The sequence below is a fragment of the Fructilactobacillus cliffordii genome, assembly GCF_024029355.1.
Lineage (GTDB): Bacteria > Bacillota > Bacilli > Lactobacillales > Lactobacillaceae > Fructilactobacillus > Fructilactobacillus cliffordii.
Window position 1 is genome coordinate 353,037 of record NZ_CP097117.1, and the last position, 14,886, is coordinate 367,922.

General features: G+C 43.8%; 17 protein-coding genes. 5 read left to right on the forward strand and 12 right to left on the reverse strand.

Annotated elements, in window-relative coordinates; all coding sequences use genetic code 11:
* Positions 1 to 17 precede the first annotated feature (17 nt).
* Positions 18 to 1,727, reverse strand: a complete 1,710-nt coding sequence (ezrA, locus tag M3M38_RS01820; protein ID WP_252814530.1) for a septation ring formation regulator EzrA — start codon at positions 1,725 to 1,727, stop codon at positions 18 to 20.
* 329 nt (positions 1,728 to 2,056) lie between these two features.
* Here ezrA and rpsD point away from each other — a divergent pair, with 329 nt between their 5' ends.
* From rpsD to M3M38_RS01845, 5 genes are all read left to right on the forward strand, one after another.
* Positions 2,057 to 2,662 (forward strand): 30S ribosomal protein S4, encoded by a 606-nt coding sequence (rpsD, locus tag M3M38_RS01825; protein ID WP_252767372.1) that lies wholly within the window; start codon positions 2,057 to 2,059, stop codon positions 2,660 to 2,662.
* Positions 2,663 to 2,761: 99 nt separating this feature from the next.
* Positions 2,762 to 3,214 (forward strand): YueI family protein, encoded by a 453-nt coding sequence (locus M3M38_RS01830; RefSeq protein WP_252814532.1) that lies wholly within the window; start codon positions 2,762 to 2,764, stop codon positions 3,212 to 3,214.
* 12 nt (positions 3,215 to 3,226) lie between these two features.
* Positions 3,227 to 4,525, forward strand: coding sequence for a replication-associated recombination protein A (locus M3M38_RS01835; RefSeq protein ID WP_252814533.1), 1,299 nt, complete (start codon positions 3,227 to 3,229; stop codon positions 4,523 to 4,525).
* Positions 4,518 to 4,799, forward strand: coding sequence for a hypothetical protein (locus tag M3M38_RS01840; protein ID WP_252814535.1), 282 nt, complete (start codon positions 4,518 to 4,520; stop codon positions 4,797 to 4,799). The genes M3M38_RS01835 and M3M38_RS01840 overlap by 8 nt, the downstream gene beginning before the upstream one ends.
* Positions 4,800 to 4,875: 76 nt before the next feature.
* Positions 4,876 to 5,367, forward strand: a complete 492-nt coding sequence (locus tag M3M38_RS01845) for a universal stress protein (RefSeq protein ID WP_252767376.1) — start codon at positions 4,876 to 4,878, stop codon at positions 5,365 to 5,367.
* 25 nt (positions 5,368 to 5,392) lie between these two features.
* Here the strand turns inward: M3M38_RS01845 and M3M38_RS01850 are convergent, their stop codons facing one another.
* The 11 genes from M3M38_RS01850 to M3M38_RS01900 form a co-directional block, all read right to left on the reverse strand.
* Positions 5,393 to 6,283: a helix-turn-helix domain-containing protein gene (locus M3M38_RS01850; protein WP_252814536.1), complete on the reverse strand. Its 891-nt coding sequence runs from the start codon at positions 6,281 to 6,283 to the stop codon at positions 5,393 to 5,395.
* 115 nt (positions 6,284 to 6,398) lie between these two features.
* Positions 6,399 to 7,538 (reverse strand): D-alanine--D-alanine ligase family protein, encoded by a 1,140-nt coding sequence (locus M3M38_RS01855; protein WP_252814538.1) that lies wholly within the window; start codon positions 7,536 to 7,538, stop codon positions 6,399 to 6,401.
* A 97-nt stretch (positions 7,539 to 7,635) separates the two neighbouring features.
* Positions 7,636 to 8,814 (reverse strand): FtsW/RodA/SpoVE family cell cycle protein, encoded by a 1,179-nt coding sequence (locus M3M38_RS01860; RefSeq protein WP_252814855.1) that lies wholly within the window; start codon positions 8,812 to 8,814, stop codon positions 7,636 to 7,638.
* A 47-nt stretch (positions 8,815 to 8,861) separates the two neighbouring features.
* Positions 8,862 to 9,071, reverse strand: coding sequence for a DUF2969 family protein (locus tag M3M38_RS01865; protein WP_252814539.1), 210 nt, complete (start codon positions 9,069 to 9,071; stop codon positions 8,862 to 8,864).
* Between the two features lie 13 nt (positions 9,072 to 9,084).
* Positions 9,085 to 9,327: a membrane protein insertion efficiency factor YidD gene (yidD, locus tag M3M38_RS01870; RefSeq protein WP_252767380.1), complete on the reverse strand. Its 243-nt coding sequence runs from the start codon at positions 9,325 to 9,327 to the stop codon at positions 9,085 to 9,087.
* A 3-nt stretch (positions 9,328 to 9,330) separates the two neighbouring features.
* Positions 9,331 to 10,356 (reverse strand): rod shape-determining protein, encoded by a 1,026-nt coding sequence (gene mreB / locus M3M38_RS01875; protein WP_252814541.1) that lies wholly within the window; start codon positions 10,354 to 10,356, stop codon positions 9,331 to 9,333.
* 65 nt (positions 10,357 to 10,421) lie between these two features.
* Positions 10,422 to 11,693, reverse strand: coding sequence for a UDP-N-acetylglucosamine 1-carboxyvinyltransferase (gene murA / locus M3M38_RS01880; RefSeq protein WP_252767382.1), 1,272 nt, complete (start codon positions 11,691 to 11,693; stop codon positions 10,422 to 10,424).
* Positions 11,694 to 11,713: 20 nt separating this feature from the next.
* A complete protein-coding gene (locus M3M38_RS01885; protein ID WP_252814542.1) occupies positions 11,714 to 11,941 on the reverse strand; it encodes a DUF1146 family protein in 228 nt (75 codons plus the stop codon).
* Between the two features lie 143 nt (positions 11,942 to 12,084).
* Positions 12,085 to 12,513, reverse strand: a complete 429-nt coding sequence (locus M3M38_RS01890; protein WP_252767384.1) for a F0F1 ATP synthase subunit epsilon — start codon at positions 12,511 to 12,513, stop codon at positions 12,085 to 12,087.
* Positions 12,514 to 12,525: 12 nt separating this feature from the next.
* On the reverse strand, positions 12,526 to 13,938 hold the full coding sequence (gene atpD, locus M3M38_RS01895) for a F0F1 ATP synthase subunit beta (protein WP_252814544.1): 1,413 nt from the start codon (positions 13,936 to 13,938) through the stop codon (positions 12,526 to 12,528).
* Between the two features lie 22 nt (positions 13,939 to 13,960).
* Complete coding sequence (locus tag M3M38_RS01900) at positions 13,961 to 14,881, reverse strand: F0F1 ATP synthase subunit gamma (RefSeq protein WP_252814546.1); 921 nt, start codon at positions 14,879 to 14,881, stop codon at positions 13,961 to 13,963.
* Positions 14,882 to 14,886 lie beyond the last annotated feature (5 nt).

The window sequence follows — 14,886 nt, forward strand, 5'->3', positions numbered from 1 at the left end:
TTCCATCTGTTTAATGATTAGTTAGTTTTAGCTTTATTCTTATAGTAGTTGTCTTCAATTCGGGTAAAAGCGCCCGGTTCGACTTGATCCAAAGCATTGGCAATCGTTGCTAGACTATCCTCATATCGATAATCCCGCTCAAATTGCTGCTGGGCTTTATGAATTGATGCTGCCATCGCTGGATTTGTTGCTGCGTAACGGTTCGCATATTGAATCACTTGTTCTGCCAGTAAAGATTGGTCAATCAAATCGCTAGTTTTTTCCTGAAGTTGGTCACGATCGTGTTTGATTTGTTCCAACTGCTTTTGGACGTCATCCATACTAATTTTAGCTTTATTCATAGTGGCTTTCAAATGTTGCACTTCTTTAGAAACCATTTCAAAATACTCGGCGTAGTCTGCAGAAATCCCCGGCAAATTCAGGTTTTCAATTCGCCGATGAATGGCGTGTAATTCAGCGTTTAAATCCTCTAAGGTTTGTTGGGCCTGTTGCTCTTCCTCGCTTAAATCAGCAATCGAGTCATTCAGCGCCCGTTGCTTCTTTTCAATGTTAGTTAAGGATTGCTGGAACTGTTTCAAATCCGCCGCAATTTGTGAATAAATGGCCTGATGATCTTTAATCGTCTGGCAATCGCCCTGATACTTTTGGTTGATCAAACTAATTTGTTCTTGGAGTCGGTCGGTATTTTCAACTTCACCGTGCTCTAACGAATAATTGTGACTCAACCGTTCTAATTCATCCGCCAGGGTTTTGTTTTGCTGCCATGCGTGCTGAATGAAGCGGCCAATCACGTCGAGCTGTTTATCAACAAACAACCGCGCATTCATCTCCGTTTCCAGGCGATCATAAAGTCCATTAATTCGTTTTTCAATCTCGTTATCTTGTTCTCTCACGAAACTTAAATCGAGGTGTTTAATGTTTTCTAAATTGTCTTGAACGGCCTGGTGAAGTTCCTTTAAAGTCATTGAGAAATCATCATCCGCAAAGCAAAATCCTTCTGCTCGTGATTTAGCATATGCTGACTCAATCTCTTGCAGCTGATTCACAAACTGCTCGTGGTTTAATTGGTATAGTTCTGGAATGGACTCCATCTTTTGCTCTAAGGTCATCGTGGCTTGCTTTAAATCCCCCAGCATCACTTCGGCATTCTGATGATCACCTTTTTTGGTTAGTGCAGAAAAGTCCGCAAACGTATCTTCAATGGAAGAAAGCTGACCTTCCAGTGCGTCAATCGCTGGACCATACTTACTGTTATCGTTTAATAAGGTCTTTCGTAGTTTTTGATAATTAGTTTCTAAGTCGACCACTGCCTGTTGGTGCGCTTGCTCCATTTTCTGAATGTTTGTAAGGGTGGCCTGCACCTGATCCAGATTGGTCGCGGCTGCTTCTAATTTAGCGTGAGCCTGATCAACGTCATCACGAGTTTGTAAGAAGTTAACCCCCTTGGCATCATTCTCGGCAGCCGTCAGACTCTGAGCCACATCCGGAAACTGGGTTTGTTGGACGTCTTGATATTTTTTTTGAGCTTCTTGAAACTTAGTTAATGAATCCCCCGTGAGCGTTAGCTGTTTCACCGCTTGTAACTGATCCGTGAGCGATAAATTTTTCAAACGCGTCAACTCAAGGTTCATAGCTTTAGCTTGCTTTAATTGGGTTCGTTGGTACACAACGACAGCAAGATAAATGATAATAATAATAACTACAATCCCGATAATAACGTTTAGCATGATTTTCGACCTTCGCCTAAATTAGATTTATTAACTAGCTGTTAATATTACAGTCTCTTTGGATTATACCATAGTCATCACAGAGAAAGCAGCCTCTTTCCCTAGAAAATCAACCAATTCCGTTGACAAGTCAACCCATTCCAGCTAGAATTAAGTTCGTGTAAAATAATGCAGCGGTACACGGTAAGCTCGTCAACATGTCTTTGCTATCTTGAATAGTTTAATTAGTAACCCACCGGCTGCTGAGGTGAAAGTTCTGAGAGACATGCACGAATACTAAGTGTGCATTTGATTATTTTACTCCAAAATATTTTATTGGAGGATTTATTATGTCTAGATATACTGGACCAAGTTGGCGCATTTCTCGTCGACTCGGCATTTCTTTATCAGGTACTGGTAAAGAGTTACAACGGCGTCCTTACGCACCTGGTGTTCATGGTCAGGGTCGACGTCAAAAACTTTCTGAATACGGTGTTCAATTACGTGAAAAGCAAAAGATGCGTTACATGTATGGCTTAACTGAACGTCAATTTTACTCCTTGTTCCTAAAGGCTGGTAAAATTCGGGAAGGTAAGCATGGTGATAACTTCGAAATTAAGTTGGAACAACGTCTTGATAACGTGGTTTACCGTTTAGGTTTAGCTACGACGCGGCGTCAAGCTCGTCAATTAGTTAACCACGGTCATATCACGGTTGACGGTAAACGGGTTGACATTCCTTCTTACGAAGTTGAACCTGGTCAAGTAGTTGGCGTTCGGGAAAAGTCTAAGAACCTCGCCATCATCAAAGAAGCAGTTGAAGCAGTGGTTAGTCGCCCAACTTACGTTTCCTTTGATGCTGATAAGTTAGAAGGTTCCTTAACTCGGCTTCCTCAACCTGACGAATTAAATGCTAACATTGACACGTCCCTAGTGGTTGAATTTTACAACCGTTAATCAGTGATTCTAGAGCACTCTCTGCTTGGAGGGCGCTCTTTTTTTGTTACCATCAACTTGATGTTACAATAAAGAATAAATTAGAAAGGAGCACTAACCATGCCAAACGAAAATAACGTTCAAGATCGCCTGGATCAAGCCATGAGCGGGGGCACTCCCCAAATCAATCCCGATGAGCAACGTCGCTACCTCGGGACCTTTCGCGAACGAGTGGCCCTAGTCATTCCCGTCGGGGAAGTTAGTAACGACGCTGCTATTAAGCAGGCCCAACAATTACTAGAACAGCATTCCAACTATAGCGTCCTGATTAACGGTAACCTTGATAGTGCATTCCAAAGCCCCTACCTTAAGTTAGCTAGCGAGTTACACACCAAGTTTACCCTCAAAAACAATACCGACTACGGAACGGCTGCTGATCAAGCGGGCATTGTGATTGCTGCTTCAAACGCTATCAACGTAGAATCAATTGAGTTCCAAGCCCCAGCTCCAAAACCTGAGGAGTCCCCAAAATCTGCCCATCAATCCTTTTGGCAGCGTTTGTTTCACCATTAGAACGAGGCTTTTATGCAAAAACCACTCGCATACAGAATGCGTCCCACTAAAATTGAAGAAATCGTGGGTCAACCAGACCTCGTTGGCCCAGGCAAAATTATCAATCGAATGGTCAATGCTCAGCTGTTGTCCTCCATGATTTTATATGGTCCTCCTGGAACCGGAAAGACCAGCATTGCTAGTGCCATTGCCGGTTCCTCGAAATACGCCTTTCGCTCCCTCAACGCGGCCACTGACACCAAAAAGGATCTACAAATTGTAGCCGAGGAAGCCAAAATGAGTGGCACCGTGGTGTTATTGTTAGATGAAATTCACCGTCTCGATAAAACCAAACAAGATTTTCTCCTTCCCTTACTAGAAAGCGGACAGATCATTTTAATTGGTGCGACGACTGAGAATCCTTATATCAATATCAACCCGGCCATCCGCTCACGAACTCAAATTTTTCCGGTTCACCCGCTCACTAGTGAAAACATTGAAACAGCCATTGAACGGGCCTTACATGATTCAGAGCGCGGACTTGGTAACGAACCAGTTGACCTTGATCAAGATGCATTACATTTTCTCAGTCATCGCACCAATGGGGATCTACGGAGTGCACTGAATGCCTTAGAGTTGGCCGTCCGCTCGACTCCTAAAACTAAAGGACGAATTCATGTCACGATTAAAGACGTCGAAGCTTGTTTACAACAACAAGCCCTCACCCAGGATAAGAACGGTGACGCCCACTATAACGTCCTCTCCGCCCTCCAAAAATCAATCCGGGGTTCTGATGCCAATGCGGCGTTGCACTATGCGGCTCGGCTAATTGAGGCCGGAGATTTAACCTCCCTTATCCGTCGCTTAATGGTAATTGCCTATGAGGACGTTGGCCTCGCCAATCCCCCAGCTGCCGAACGAGCAGTTACAGCAGTTCAAGCCGCCGAACGGGTCGGTCTCCCAGAAGCCCAAATTCCCCTGGCCAACGCTATTATCGAACTTTCGCTTTCCCCAAAGTCCAACTCAGCGATGGCGGCAATGGCAGCTGCATTAGAAGACGTCCGTTCCGGTAACTACGGAGAAATTCCTCCGTACCTCCGCGATGCTCATTTTAAGGGTGCCAAGGAACTAGGTCACGTAGGGTACCAGTACCCTCATAACTTTAAAAACGGCTGGGTCAACCAACAATACCTGCCCGATCGCATTAGGGATGCTCAGTATTACCAACCTAAAACAACTGGCAAAATGGAAAGAGCATACGCTGAACAGTACCAAAAATTGCAACAAGCTCAGCACCAGGACCAAACTTCCAAGGAGGATCACCATGATTAATCTCTTAGCGTTACTATTTGCCCTACTCTTAGCTGGGAATGGAATCTACTTTTTACTCCACCAACATCGCTCATTTCTCCTCTTTCACCCGGAAAATAATCCGAAGTTACAGCAAATCCTGAAAATTAGTGGGAGCTGTTTGCTGATTTTGGCTGGATTAACCGTGGGGGCTATTTTACTTAATAACACTCCCCTTCTGGTTATCGCGCTAGTCGGTGGTTGTTTGGGTTGCTTAATTCCAGAACTACTGTTAGTTCCCTTTATGAACCATTAAACCCTACTATTTTTCAGAAAGAGCGTTAAAATAAAGTTGATTAGATGATTCACAAATCTAAATGAGGTGATTATTTATGTTACAAGAATATCGCAACATCCTAGTTCCTGTTGATGGATCTTATGGCGCTGAATTAGCTTTTGAAAAAGCCGTCGCCATCGCCAAACGAAATGAGGCTCATTTACACCTCGTTCATGCCATTGATACTCGAGCCTACCAAGACGTTTCTAGCTTTGACAACAGCATCGTTGATGAAATTACCGATAAAAGTAAGAATCGTTTGGAAAAATACATGCAAACGGCTCACGAAGCTGGATTAGAAGACATTGACTATTCGATTGAATACGGTGCACCAAAGACCATTATTGCTAAGGATCTACCCCACGAATTAAACGTTGATTTAATCATCATGGGGGCCACTGGATTGAACGCCGTAGCACGGTTGTTAATTGGTTCGGTTACAGAATACGTGACCCGGGCTGCTACTTGCGACGTTTTAGTAGTAAAAACCAACCTTAAAAATGAATTGATTCCCGAACGGCAATTAGGGAAACAAAGCAATCAATAAAACCAAAAAATTCCTAGCACTTTTGCTAGGAATTTTTTGGTTGGTACATTTGATAAATTTGTTTTAATTTGCTGTTATTTTTCAAATGCACCAGTTGATCAGCTCGTTGCATTAAATGGCTAGCATTCGCTGGTTGCTTCAAGGCTTGAAAACAGGCTGCTTCTAGGTAATATAAATCAGCCAGGCAGTAGTATGAGTAGTGTTGATGCAGATAATTTCTTAATAACTGACACGCGATCTGCGTTTCGGTATGTAATTCTAATACCGAACCCAAGGTCGTAACCGCCATGCCAAAGCGGATTAACGTCAATAATGATTCTGGTTCCGTTTGTAACAACTGCTTTAACTGTTCCAAGGCCTTAATGAGTGATTGTTGGGCCCGACGGGTAAAATTAAGGTGCCGATAAGTGGCTGCCTCCCCTAACCGGGTTAGACCATGAATAAACGGATGGGGCGTCGTGCCGATTTGATAATCTGAGGAGCGCTCAAAAGCAATCATCGCTGCTTCCAGGTTCTTCTCTAAAAGCAGATGCAAAAAACCAGCATAACAATGATAGCGACTCAGTAAAACACGAGAATCCAAATTTTCGACTTTAATCACAGCTAATTGTTGTGCTCCCTGCTTAAATTTAAATTGAAATAGCAGTTCTTCCAATATTTGGAGTTGCGTTTCTCCGTAACGATATCGCCGACAGTAGTTATTTTCTAGTTCTTGAGGATTAATTTTTAGTCGCGCTAGGAGCAGCGGGACAATTTCCCATTTAGAAAAGCTGGTTGCATTCTCCAGGGTACTAATGGTGGTTTGGGTACAAATCCCACGAGCTAAGTCAGCCTGGGATAAATGAATTTGTTGCCGTTTGGTTCTGACTAGGCGGCTCAATTCCGTTAACAACTGTGGAGATGGGAAGATCAACATTAATGTGCTCCTCTAACAAATTATCTACGAAAAAATAAGTATTATTATCCTATGTTTCTTGGTACTTGTCAATCCATTAAAAAATGCCTCTGGATTTCTCCAGGGGCATTTTGCATTATTTAGCTTTGTAAACCTTTTTTTGATCCTTAGCTTGCAATGGTTTGAAGTCATGCAAGATGGCAGTTTGTCGCTTAAACTCATCCTTAGCGAGCTCAATCAGGCGATCAATTAATTCTGTATAACTAATACCAGTTGCTTCCCACAATTGCGGGTATAACGAGATGTTAGTAAAACCTGGTAACGTGTTAATTTCACCAAGGTATGGGGTGAAATCTTTAGAAACCAAGAAGTCAATCCGTGCCATTCCCTTTAATTCAAGAGCTTGGTAAGCACGTAAAGCCATCCTGGTAATTTCTTCACTAACTGGTTGCGGTAGTTCGACTGGAATCGTAAATTGAACCGCGCTAGCATCCACGAATTTGTTGTCGTAAGTGTAGAAAGCATCTCCGGCTGGGACTTTAATTGCCCCAATCTTGGAAGCTTCGGGTTGTTCATTTCCTAAAATGGAAATTTCCACCTCTTCGGGCCCTTCAATCGCTTCTTCAACTAAGATCTTCGTATCGTAGCGTAACGCGTCTTGCATTCCCGCTTCGTACTCTGCTTCATTTTCCACCCTATGGATTCCAATCGATGAACCCTGCCGGGATGGTTTAACGAACAAAATTTTGGAATCGAGCTTTTGACTAATTTTAGCGTAATCCCAGTCAGTAACATTTCCCGGGGTCACTAATACGTAGTTGGTGTTTCGTACGCCCGTCGCCGTTAAAATCTTTTTCGTAAAGTCCTTGTCGTAGGCCAGTGCCGAAGCTTGGACCCCACTACCAACGTAAGGCTTTTGCAATAAGCGTAAGAGGCCCTGGATGGTTCCGTCTTCACCGAGGTTCCCGTGAATAATAGGGAAAAAGGCGTCAATCTTTTTCGTACTATCCAGGTTTAGGATGGGAGCTAATGGCTGCTCACGGTCTAACTTAGGGACTACTTCTGCAACTACGTCTTCCTCTGCTTCACCAGCAAATACTCGATGTGAGGACGCATCGTCCAGGATAAAGCCATCTTTAGTTACCAAAAAGAGGCTCACATCATACTTATCCTTATCCATGGCATCAAAAATGTTGTGCGCCGATCGTTTGGAAACGTCGTGTTCTGAAGAATCGCCACCAAATAATAACGCGATGTGTTGCTTTTTATCTGTCATCTGCTTTTTCTCCCATTCGTATGTTTTGGAAACTTAAGTATAACACTTTTGTACATCAGTTAAAATACCAAATAAAAAAGCCTACCGCAGTAGACTTTTACGAAAATTGTTTAACGTTACTAAACATCGAATTCTTGTTATGATACTGCATCGACATAATAAAGCCGATTCCAATCATATTCCCAATCAGGGCAGAACCCCCTTGGCTAATGAATGGCAACGGAATCCCAGTCATTGGAATCAAATCAATGCTCATTCCAATGTTTTCAAACACGTGGAACAGGATCATCATAATTACACCCGTAGAAATGTAGGCGTAAAAGACGTTACGAGTTTGGAACGTCACCTTAATCATTTCATAAATCAGCAGGAAGTACAGTAAGATTAAAAGCGTTCCACCGATGAACCCAAAGTTTTCTCCGACTACGGAAAAAATCATATCGGATTCACGCACAGGAACGTAAACATGGGACACATTAAAGCCGGTCCCCGTTAATCCACCTGAACCGATGGCCTTCATACTCTGCCAGAGTTGAAAACCTTGGTTACTGGAATCAGACGCCGGGTGTAACCAGCTATCGATTCGTTCAAATTGGTACTGTTTAAATCCTAGGTGCCCTAAAATCGTCCGGCCACCGCTAGTAACCACTAACATCACAGCGGTGGTGACTAAGGCTACAAATGCAATGATTCCGGGTCCAAGGATTTTCCAACTAATTCCAGAGACGATGATTAAACCACCCAAAATGGCTAAGAACACTACCGTTGTCCCAAAGTCATTTTGGACCTTCAGTAAAATAATGACTGGTAACGTCCAAAGGAACATTTTACCTAGTAGTTTCCAATCACTCCGCACCGTGTGAATAGGATGCTGATTATTGTGCGTCGCAATAACCCGGGCTTCCATCAAAATATACGCTGGTTTCATAATTTCAGACGGCTGAAACGTCAACGGTCCGAAGGCAAACCAGCTTTTGGCTCCGGTTTGCACATAATAAGCTCGACTATACAGGAACAGCACCAGAAACAGCAATGCAATTCCTAACCAATAAACGTAAGGACTAATCTTCCACAACTGTTGAGCGTCAAACTGCATAATCACTACGACGGCGCCTGCTCCGATAGCGTACCACACTAATTGAGATACAACGGTTCTTACCACCGAAACAGACCCCGTATCGTGAGAAGCAGCTACGTAAATGGATCCTAACCCCACCAACGCTAACATCAGAACGCAAAAGATGATACTCCAATCGATGCGATCGTCACTTTGCATTTGTTTTCTTTGAAACACAACTAACTCTCCTTAATCTAAACCTAAGGTTACCGTTGGTGTAAATTATATTCACGAATGATTTGTTGCAATGCATCCGCTTCGTTTTTCTCGTGAAAAATTTGGTTGCCCACGTAACAGTCAAACTTGTCCGCATTGGCCACAATTTTACCCACCGTTTGACCTTTAATTTGAACTAAATTTTCGTGTTGGGGTGTTTCCACCACTTCTAATTCAATTTGTTTTTCTTTGCGACTCATTCTAACCTCCATTCTATTTTACTCGATTACGCCGGACACTAAAATGAGTTGGGACTGGATCAAAGCCTCCAGGCACCAACGGATTACACCGTAAGATTCGGGCAACTCCCATTACCAATCCCCGCCAACTACCGAAGCGTTCAATAGCAGTCTGAGTATAGTGTGAACAAGTCGGTTGGTACCGACAGGTCGGCGGCGTATGTGCAGAGATTCCGACTTGATAAGCTCGAATGAGCTTGACTAAGAACGTTTGCACAGCTTACTTATCGCGACCGAATAAACTAAACTTTTTTTGGGGTTTCTTCGTCGTATCAATGTGTTCCAAGAGCGAACTAGCCCCCTTGGCCACGTTTTCTAACGGGTCTTCGGAAACCACCACAGGCACCGTCAGTGCGTCAGAAATTACCACGTCGATGTTCTTTAACATGGATCCTCCCCCGGTCAGCATCACTCCACGATCAATGATATCAGCAGCTAATTCTGGAGGAATCGTTTCTAGAACGCTCTTCGCAGCGTTAATGATCATTTGTACTGACAGGTGGATGGCATCGGCAATTTCGCCACTGTTAATGGTAACCGAAATTGGCATTCCACTAACTGCATCCCGTCCCCGAACTTGGAGTTCCTGAATGTCGTTTGGATCTGCTTTTGCAGTTCCAATTGATTTTTTAATTTTTTCAGCTGAATGTTCCCCAATGATGATGTTGTGAGTCTGTTTCATGTAATCTACAATATCTTGATTCATGACGTCTCCCGCCAGTTTCAACGATTTACTAGCGACAATATCTCCCAGTGAAACCACCGCAATGTCAGAGGTTCCCCCTCCAATATCAATTACCATGCTCCCAGTCGGTTGGAAAATATCCATTCCCGCTCCAATGGCAGCAACCTTTGGTTCTTCTTCTAGGAAAACCTCTCCTCCCACTGACTTTTGGGCCGCTTCGATAATGGCCTTCCGTTCGATATTAGTAATGTTAGTGGGTGCACAAATCATTACCTTCGGCTTGGAAACCATTCCTTTAACGCTTAATTTTTTGATGAAGTAATTTAACATTGCTTCAGTAACGTCAAAATCAGAGATAACCCCATCCTTTAAAGGACGAATAGCTTTAATGTTACCGGGGGTTCTGCCAACCATTTCATAAGCTTCTTTTCCGACTGCGAGCACCTTATTAGTCTTGGTATCAATTGCAACCACAGAAGGTTCGTTTAAAACGACCCCTTTCCCAGTTACAGATACCAACACATTGGCTGTTCCTAAGTCAATTCCGATATCTTCAGCCATAATTTTCTTCCTTTCTAGTTAAAAACTAATTGTGTAGATTATATCATAAGTCCGCATTTATCACGCTATTCCCCCGTAGAAACTCGTTCAATATCGGCTCCTAGGTGGCGTAATTTCTTTTCAATTTCGTAGTAACCCCGGTCTAAGTACTGGAGATTCGTAATTTGAGTTTCCCCAGTTGCAATCAAACCAGCAATAATGAGCGCTGCAGCAGCCCTTAAATCGGTAGCAGCCACCTCAGTCCCTTCAAATTTAGTCGGTCCGTGCATGACCACCGTGTTGCCCTTAATTTCAAATTTAGCGTTCATCCGCCGTAATTCGTCTAAGTGCATAAACCGGTTTTCAAAAACCGTTTCGGTTAACGTACTAACTCCATCAGCTTCGAGCTGCAAAACGGTCATTTGCGGTTGCATATCAGTAGGAAACCCAGGGTAAGGGGCAGTTTCAATGTCCACTGGTTTCAACGTAGCAGGGCCCACAATTCGAACTCCTTTTTTTTCTTGGATTACTTCCACGCCCATTTCTCGTAACTTAGCAATAAGAGGCAGGTTGTGTTCCATGACTGCATCTTCCACTAGTACGTTCCCTTGCGTAGCAGCGGCGGCCACCATGAAAGTTCCAGCTTCAATCCGGTCCTGCACTACTTCATGATGAACCCCATGTAACTGATCCACTCCTTCAATGGTCAAGGTATCAGTTCCGGCGCCTTTAATTTGCGCCCCCATGGCATTTAACATGTCGGCTAAATCAACGATCTCTGGTTCCCGCGCCACGTTTTTAATCACAGTTTCCCCGTCAGCTAAGGTGGCGGCCATCATCACGTTTTGGGTTGCTCCGACGCTTGGAAAGTCAAAATAAATTTCTGCGCCGTGGAGTCCCTCAGGTGCCGTCGCTTCTACGTAACCTTCGTGTTGTTCAATCGTAGCACCCATAGCTTCAAATCCACGTAAATGGATGTCAATCGGACGGGAACCAATCGCACAACCACCGGGTAAAGCCACTCGAGCCTTACCCAAGCGTGCCAACAGTGGCCCTAATACCACAATGGAAGCCCGCATCTTCGAAACGTACTCAAAAGGTGCTTCACTACTGATATCACCCGTCGCATCAACTGTAATTCTGTTATGATTTTCATCGAAGTTAACCTGCAGGTGCAAGCTTCGTAACACTTCGTTCATAACATGAACGTCAGACAAAATCGGCGTGTTCGTTAAGATACTTTTCTCGCTGCTCCCTAAAATAGTCGCTGCTAAAATGGGTAACACCGCGTTTTTAGCTCCTTCAATGTGCACACTTCCGGATAAGCGGTTGCCACCGCGAACAATAATTTTATCCATTTTTCTTCTCCTAGCTGATTTTAAAATAAGAATTGTAAATTTTTGAGGTTATCAATAAAGGAAAGAAAGAAATTACTACTTAAAGAACCAATCACGATGGCCATTAAAACCAATAGAACTTTGCCTTGCTGTTCTTTAATGGGTAAAAACCGTTCAAAATGAATTCCTTGAATGGCCCAAAACGATAAAATCACAAAAAACAACTGACTAATGACACTTATCAAAGCCTGTAATCCAAATCCATTCATTTTCATTCCTCCGTTTATTGCTATCCTTAATCTTATCATAAAATAACAATACTGTCGTTGAAACACCCCGTTTGCTTCACTTTGACTTCCTTTTAAGGCAAAAAAAAAGAAAGCCATGCAAGCATGACTTTCCTTTATAAAAATTAACGCTGATTAGCAACATTAATCCGATTCAATGCCCGGCGAAGTTCAACTTCAGCTCGTTTCATTGTATCAGCATCGTGTTTACTATTGGCTTCTTCAATTTCTCGTTGAGCCCGTTCCTTGGCACTATTAGCCCGGTCCACATCGATTTGATCTTTGCGTTCCGCACTGTCGGCCACAATCGTTAACTCATTGTTCGAAAATTCAACAAAACCACCGTTAACAGCGATTGTATCAGATTGACCGTCCTGATTTTTAAACTCAGCTGGCGCAATCTGCAAGGCAGCAATTACGGGAATATGGTTAGCCATGATCCCCAAATCACCACTTTGCGTTTGCACGACTGCTAATGAACAATTTTCATTAGTATAAACCGGCCCGTCCGGAGTCACGATACTAACGGTTAAAACATTCTTTGCTTCAGCCAATTAGATCCCTCCTTACTTGTCGGTATCCTTTTGGGTAGCATCGTATTTAGCAACCACATCTTCAATGGGACCACAATTTCTGAAGAAGTCTTCAGGAATGTAATCGTACTTACCATCTAGGATGCCCTTAAATCCGGCAACCGTATCCTTCACGGAAACGTACTTACCAGGAACGTTCGTAAACGTTTCGGCCACTGAGAATGGTTGCGAGAGGAAGAATTGAATCCGACGAGCCCGACCAACGATGGTCTTTTCTTCGTCAGACAACTCATCCATCCCTAAGATAGAGATAATATCTTGTAATTCACGATACCGCTGTAACTCATGTTGCACTTCACTAGCAACTTGGAAGTGTTCGTCCCCGACAATGGCAGGATCCAAAGCGGATGAAGTTGATGCCAATGGGTCCACGGCTGGATAAATCCCTTGTTGAGTCAAAGATCGTTCCAAGTTCGTCGTGGCATCCAAGTGGGCGAACGTCGTTGCGGGTGCCGGGTCGGTGTAATCATCGGCAGGAACATAAACCGCTTGAATCGAGGTGATGGCACCCTTCTTCGTTGAGGTAATCCGTTCTTGCAGCTGACCCATTTCCGTGGCTAACGTCGGCTGGTACCCTACGGCAGAAGGAATCCGACCCAAGAGGGCAGAAACTTCCGTTCCGGCTTGGGTAAATCGGAAGATGTTATCGATAAATAACAACACATCCTTACCTTCTTCATCCCGGAAGTATTCGGCAATCGTTAGTCCCGTCAAGGCAACCCGCATCCGGGCACCAGGCGGCTCGTTCATTTGTCCATACACCATGGCCGTTTGCTTCAGAACTCCCGATCCCTTCATTTCGAAGTACATATCGTTTCCTTCACGGGTTCGTTCACCAACCCCCGTAAAGACGGAAATTCCGTTGTGTCCCTGGGCAATGTTATGGATTAATTCTTGGATCAAAACGGTTTTACCAACTCCGGCACCACCGAACAATCCAACCTTACCACCCCGAATGTAAGGGGCTAATAAGTCAATAACCTTAATTCCCGTTTCCAACACTTCAGTTGACGGGTTAATTTCATCAAATTTTGGTGCTTCCCGGTGGATCCCCCATCGTTCTGCATCAGGACCAAATTTAGGGCCACCATCAATGGTTTCCCCTAAAACATTAAATACTCGTCCTAGTGTGTCATTACCCACAGGAACTTCAATTGGAGCTCCCGTGTTTTCAACTTCCATCCCACGACGCAAACCATCGGTTCCGTCCATGGCAATCGTTCTGACAACTCCGTCACCCAATTCCAGCGCTACTTCTGTTACTAAAACATCGTTATCGCCTTTTTGGACTTTCAAAGCATCATTAATTTCAGGTAAATCGCCATCTAGGGGAAATTCAACATCGACAACCGGTCCAATTACTTGTACAACTTTACCAGCACTCATTATGCGTTAATTCCTCCTATCATTAGTGATTCAATGCTTCCTGACCACCAGTAATTTCGGTGATTTCGGTCGTAATCGCCGCCTGTCGAGCCCGATTGTATTTTAATTCCAACGAAGAAATTAAATCATCAGCATTGTCAGTTGCTGCTTTCATCGCCATCGAACTTGACGAATGTTCGGCAGTCTTGGCATCTAAAATTGCCCCATACACTAAACTTTCAGAGTACTGTGGCAAAATGGCGTGTAACACTTCTTGTTCAGAAGGTTCAACCTCGTATTCAGCCGTCAGAGCTTCCGTTTTGATGCTAGCTCCGGCTCCATCAGCACCACTCATACTTTGTTCAATCGATTCCCGATCCATCGGGAGCAGTTTTTCTACCCGAAAGTCGGACCGAACCCGGTTCACAAAGTGGTTGTAGCACACGTAGAGTTCACTAAATAATTGGTCGTTATACATCTGGGTAATTGTCTTCACAATCCCCTTAACCTCTTGAAAAGTCGGAATGTCAGAAACACCGCGATACTCATAAGCAACGTTAGCGCCATTCTTTTTATAAAAATCAGCGCCCGTACCACCTACTGCTAGGATAACGTAGTCATCTGCATTAGGCGTATGGTCAGCAATGAACCGATTGGTTCCGCGTAACGCGTTACTATTGTAACTGCCAACCATTCCCCGATCAGACGTAATCACTAAGTAAGCCGTTGGACCCTTTTTACCTTGGTCCTGAGTCTTTGAAGGCGCTTGGCTATCTAACAAGTGTGATTCAGCCAAGTGCATTACAACCGCCTTAATTTTAGCAACGTATTCGTTATACGTAGCCGTTTGCCCTTGAATTTGATTCAACTTTACGGTTTGCACCATTTGCATGGCTTCCGTAATTTGCCGGGTATTTTTGGTGGAGGCAATCCGGTGCTTGACTTCATTCATTGATTCAGCCATTGGTT

What these genes read in the sequence shown, in the direction of transcription:
- atpD (WP_252814544.1), bottom strand. Translation starts at nt 13,938, where the DNA reads ATGAGTGCTGGTAAAGTTGTACAAGTAATTGGACCGGTTGTCGATGTT.
- mreB (WP_252814541.1), bottom strand. Translation starts at nt 10,356, where the DNA reads ATGGCTGAAGATATCGGAATTGACTTAGGAACAGCCAATGTGTTGGTA.
- M3M38_RS01840 (WP_252814535.1), top strand. Translation starts at nt 4,518, where the DNA reads ATGATTAATCTCTTAGCGTTACTATTTGCCCTACTCTTAGCTGGGAAT.
- M3M38_RS01865 (WP_252814539.1), bottom strand. Translation starts at nt 9,071, where the DNA reads ATGAGTCGCAAAGAAAAACAAATTGAATTAGAAGTGGTGGAAACACCC.
- M3M38_RS01900 (WP_252814546.1), bottom strand. Translation starts at nt 14,881, where the DNA reads ATGGCTGAATCAATGAATGAAGTCAAGCACCGGATTGCCTCCACCAAA.
- M3M38_RS01855 (WP_252814538.1), bottom strand. Translation starts at nt 7,538, where the DNA reads ATGACAGATAAAAAGCAACACATCGCGTTATTATTTGGTGGCGATTCT.
- M3M38_RS01845 (WP_252767376.1), top strand. Translation starts at nt 4,876, where the DNA reads ATGTTACAAGAATATCGCAACATCCTAGTTCCTGTTGATGGATCTTAT.
- M3M38_RS01860 (WP_252814855.1), bottom strand. Translation starts at nt 8,814, where the DNA reads ATGCAAAGTGACGATCGCATCGATTGGAGTATCATCTTTTGCGTTCTG.
- ezrA (WP_252814530.1), bottom strand. Translation starts at nt 1,727, where the DNA reads ATGCTAAACGTTATTATCGGGATTGTAGTTATTATTATTATCATTTAT.
- M3M38_RS01830 (WP_252814532.1), top strand. Translation starts at nt 2,762, where the DNA reads ATGCCAAACGAAAATAACGTTCAAGATCGCCTGGATCAAGCCATGAGC.
- M3M38_RS01835 (WP_252814533.1), top strand. Translation starts at nt 3,227, where the DNA reads ATGCAAAAACCACTCGCATACAGAATGCGTCCCACTAAAATTGAAGAA.
- murA (WP_252767382.1), bottom strand. Translation starts at nt 11,693, where the DNA reads ATGGATAAAATTATTGTTCGCGGTGGCAACCGCTTATCCGGAAGTGTG.
- M3M38_RS01885 (WP_252814542.1), bottom strand. Translation starts at nt 11,941, where the DNA reads ATGAATGGATTTGGATTACAGGCTTTGATAAGTGTCATTAGTCAGTTG.
- M3M38_RS01850 (WP_252814536.1), bottom strand. Translation starts at nt 6,283, where the DNA reads ATGTTGATCTTCCCATCTCCACAGTTGTTAACGGAATTGAGCCGCCTA.
- rpsD (WP_252767372.1), top strand. Translation starts at nt 2,057, where the DNA reads ATGTCTAGATATACTGGACCAAGTTGGCGCATTTCTCGTCGACTCGGC.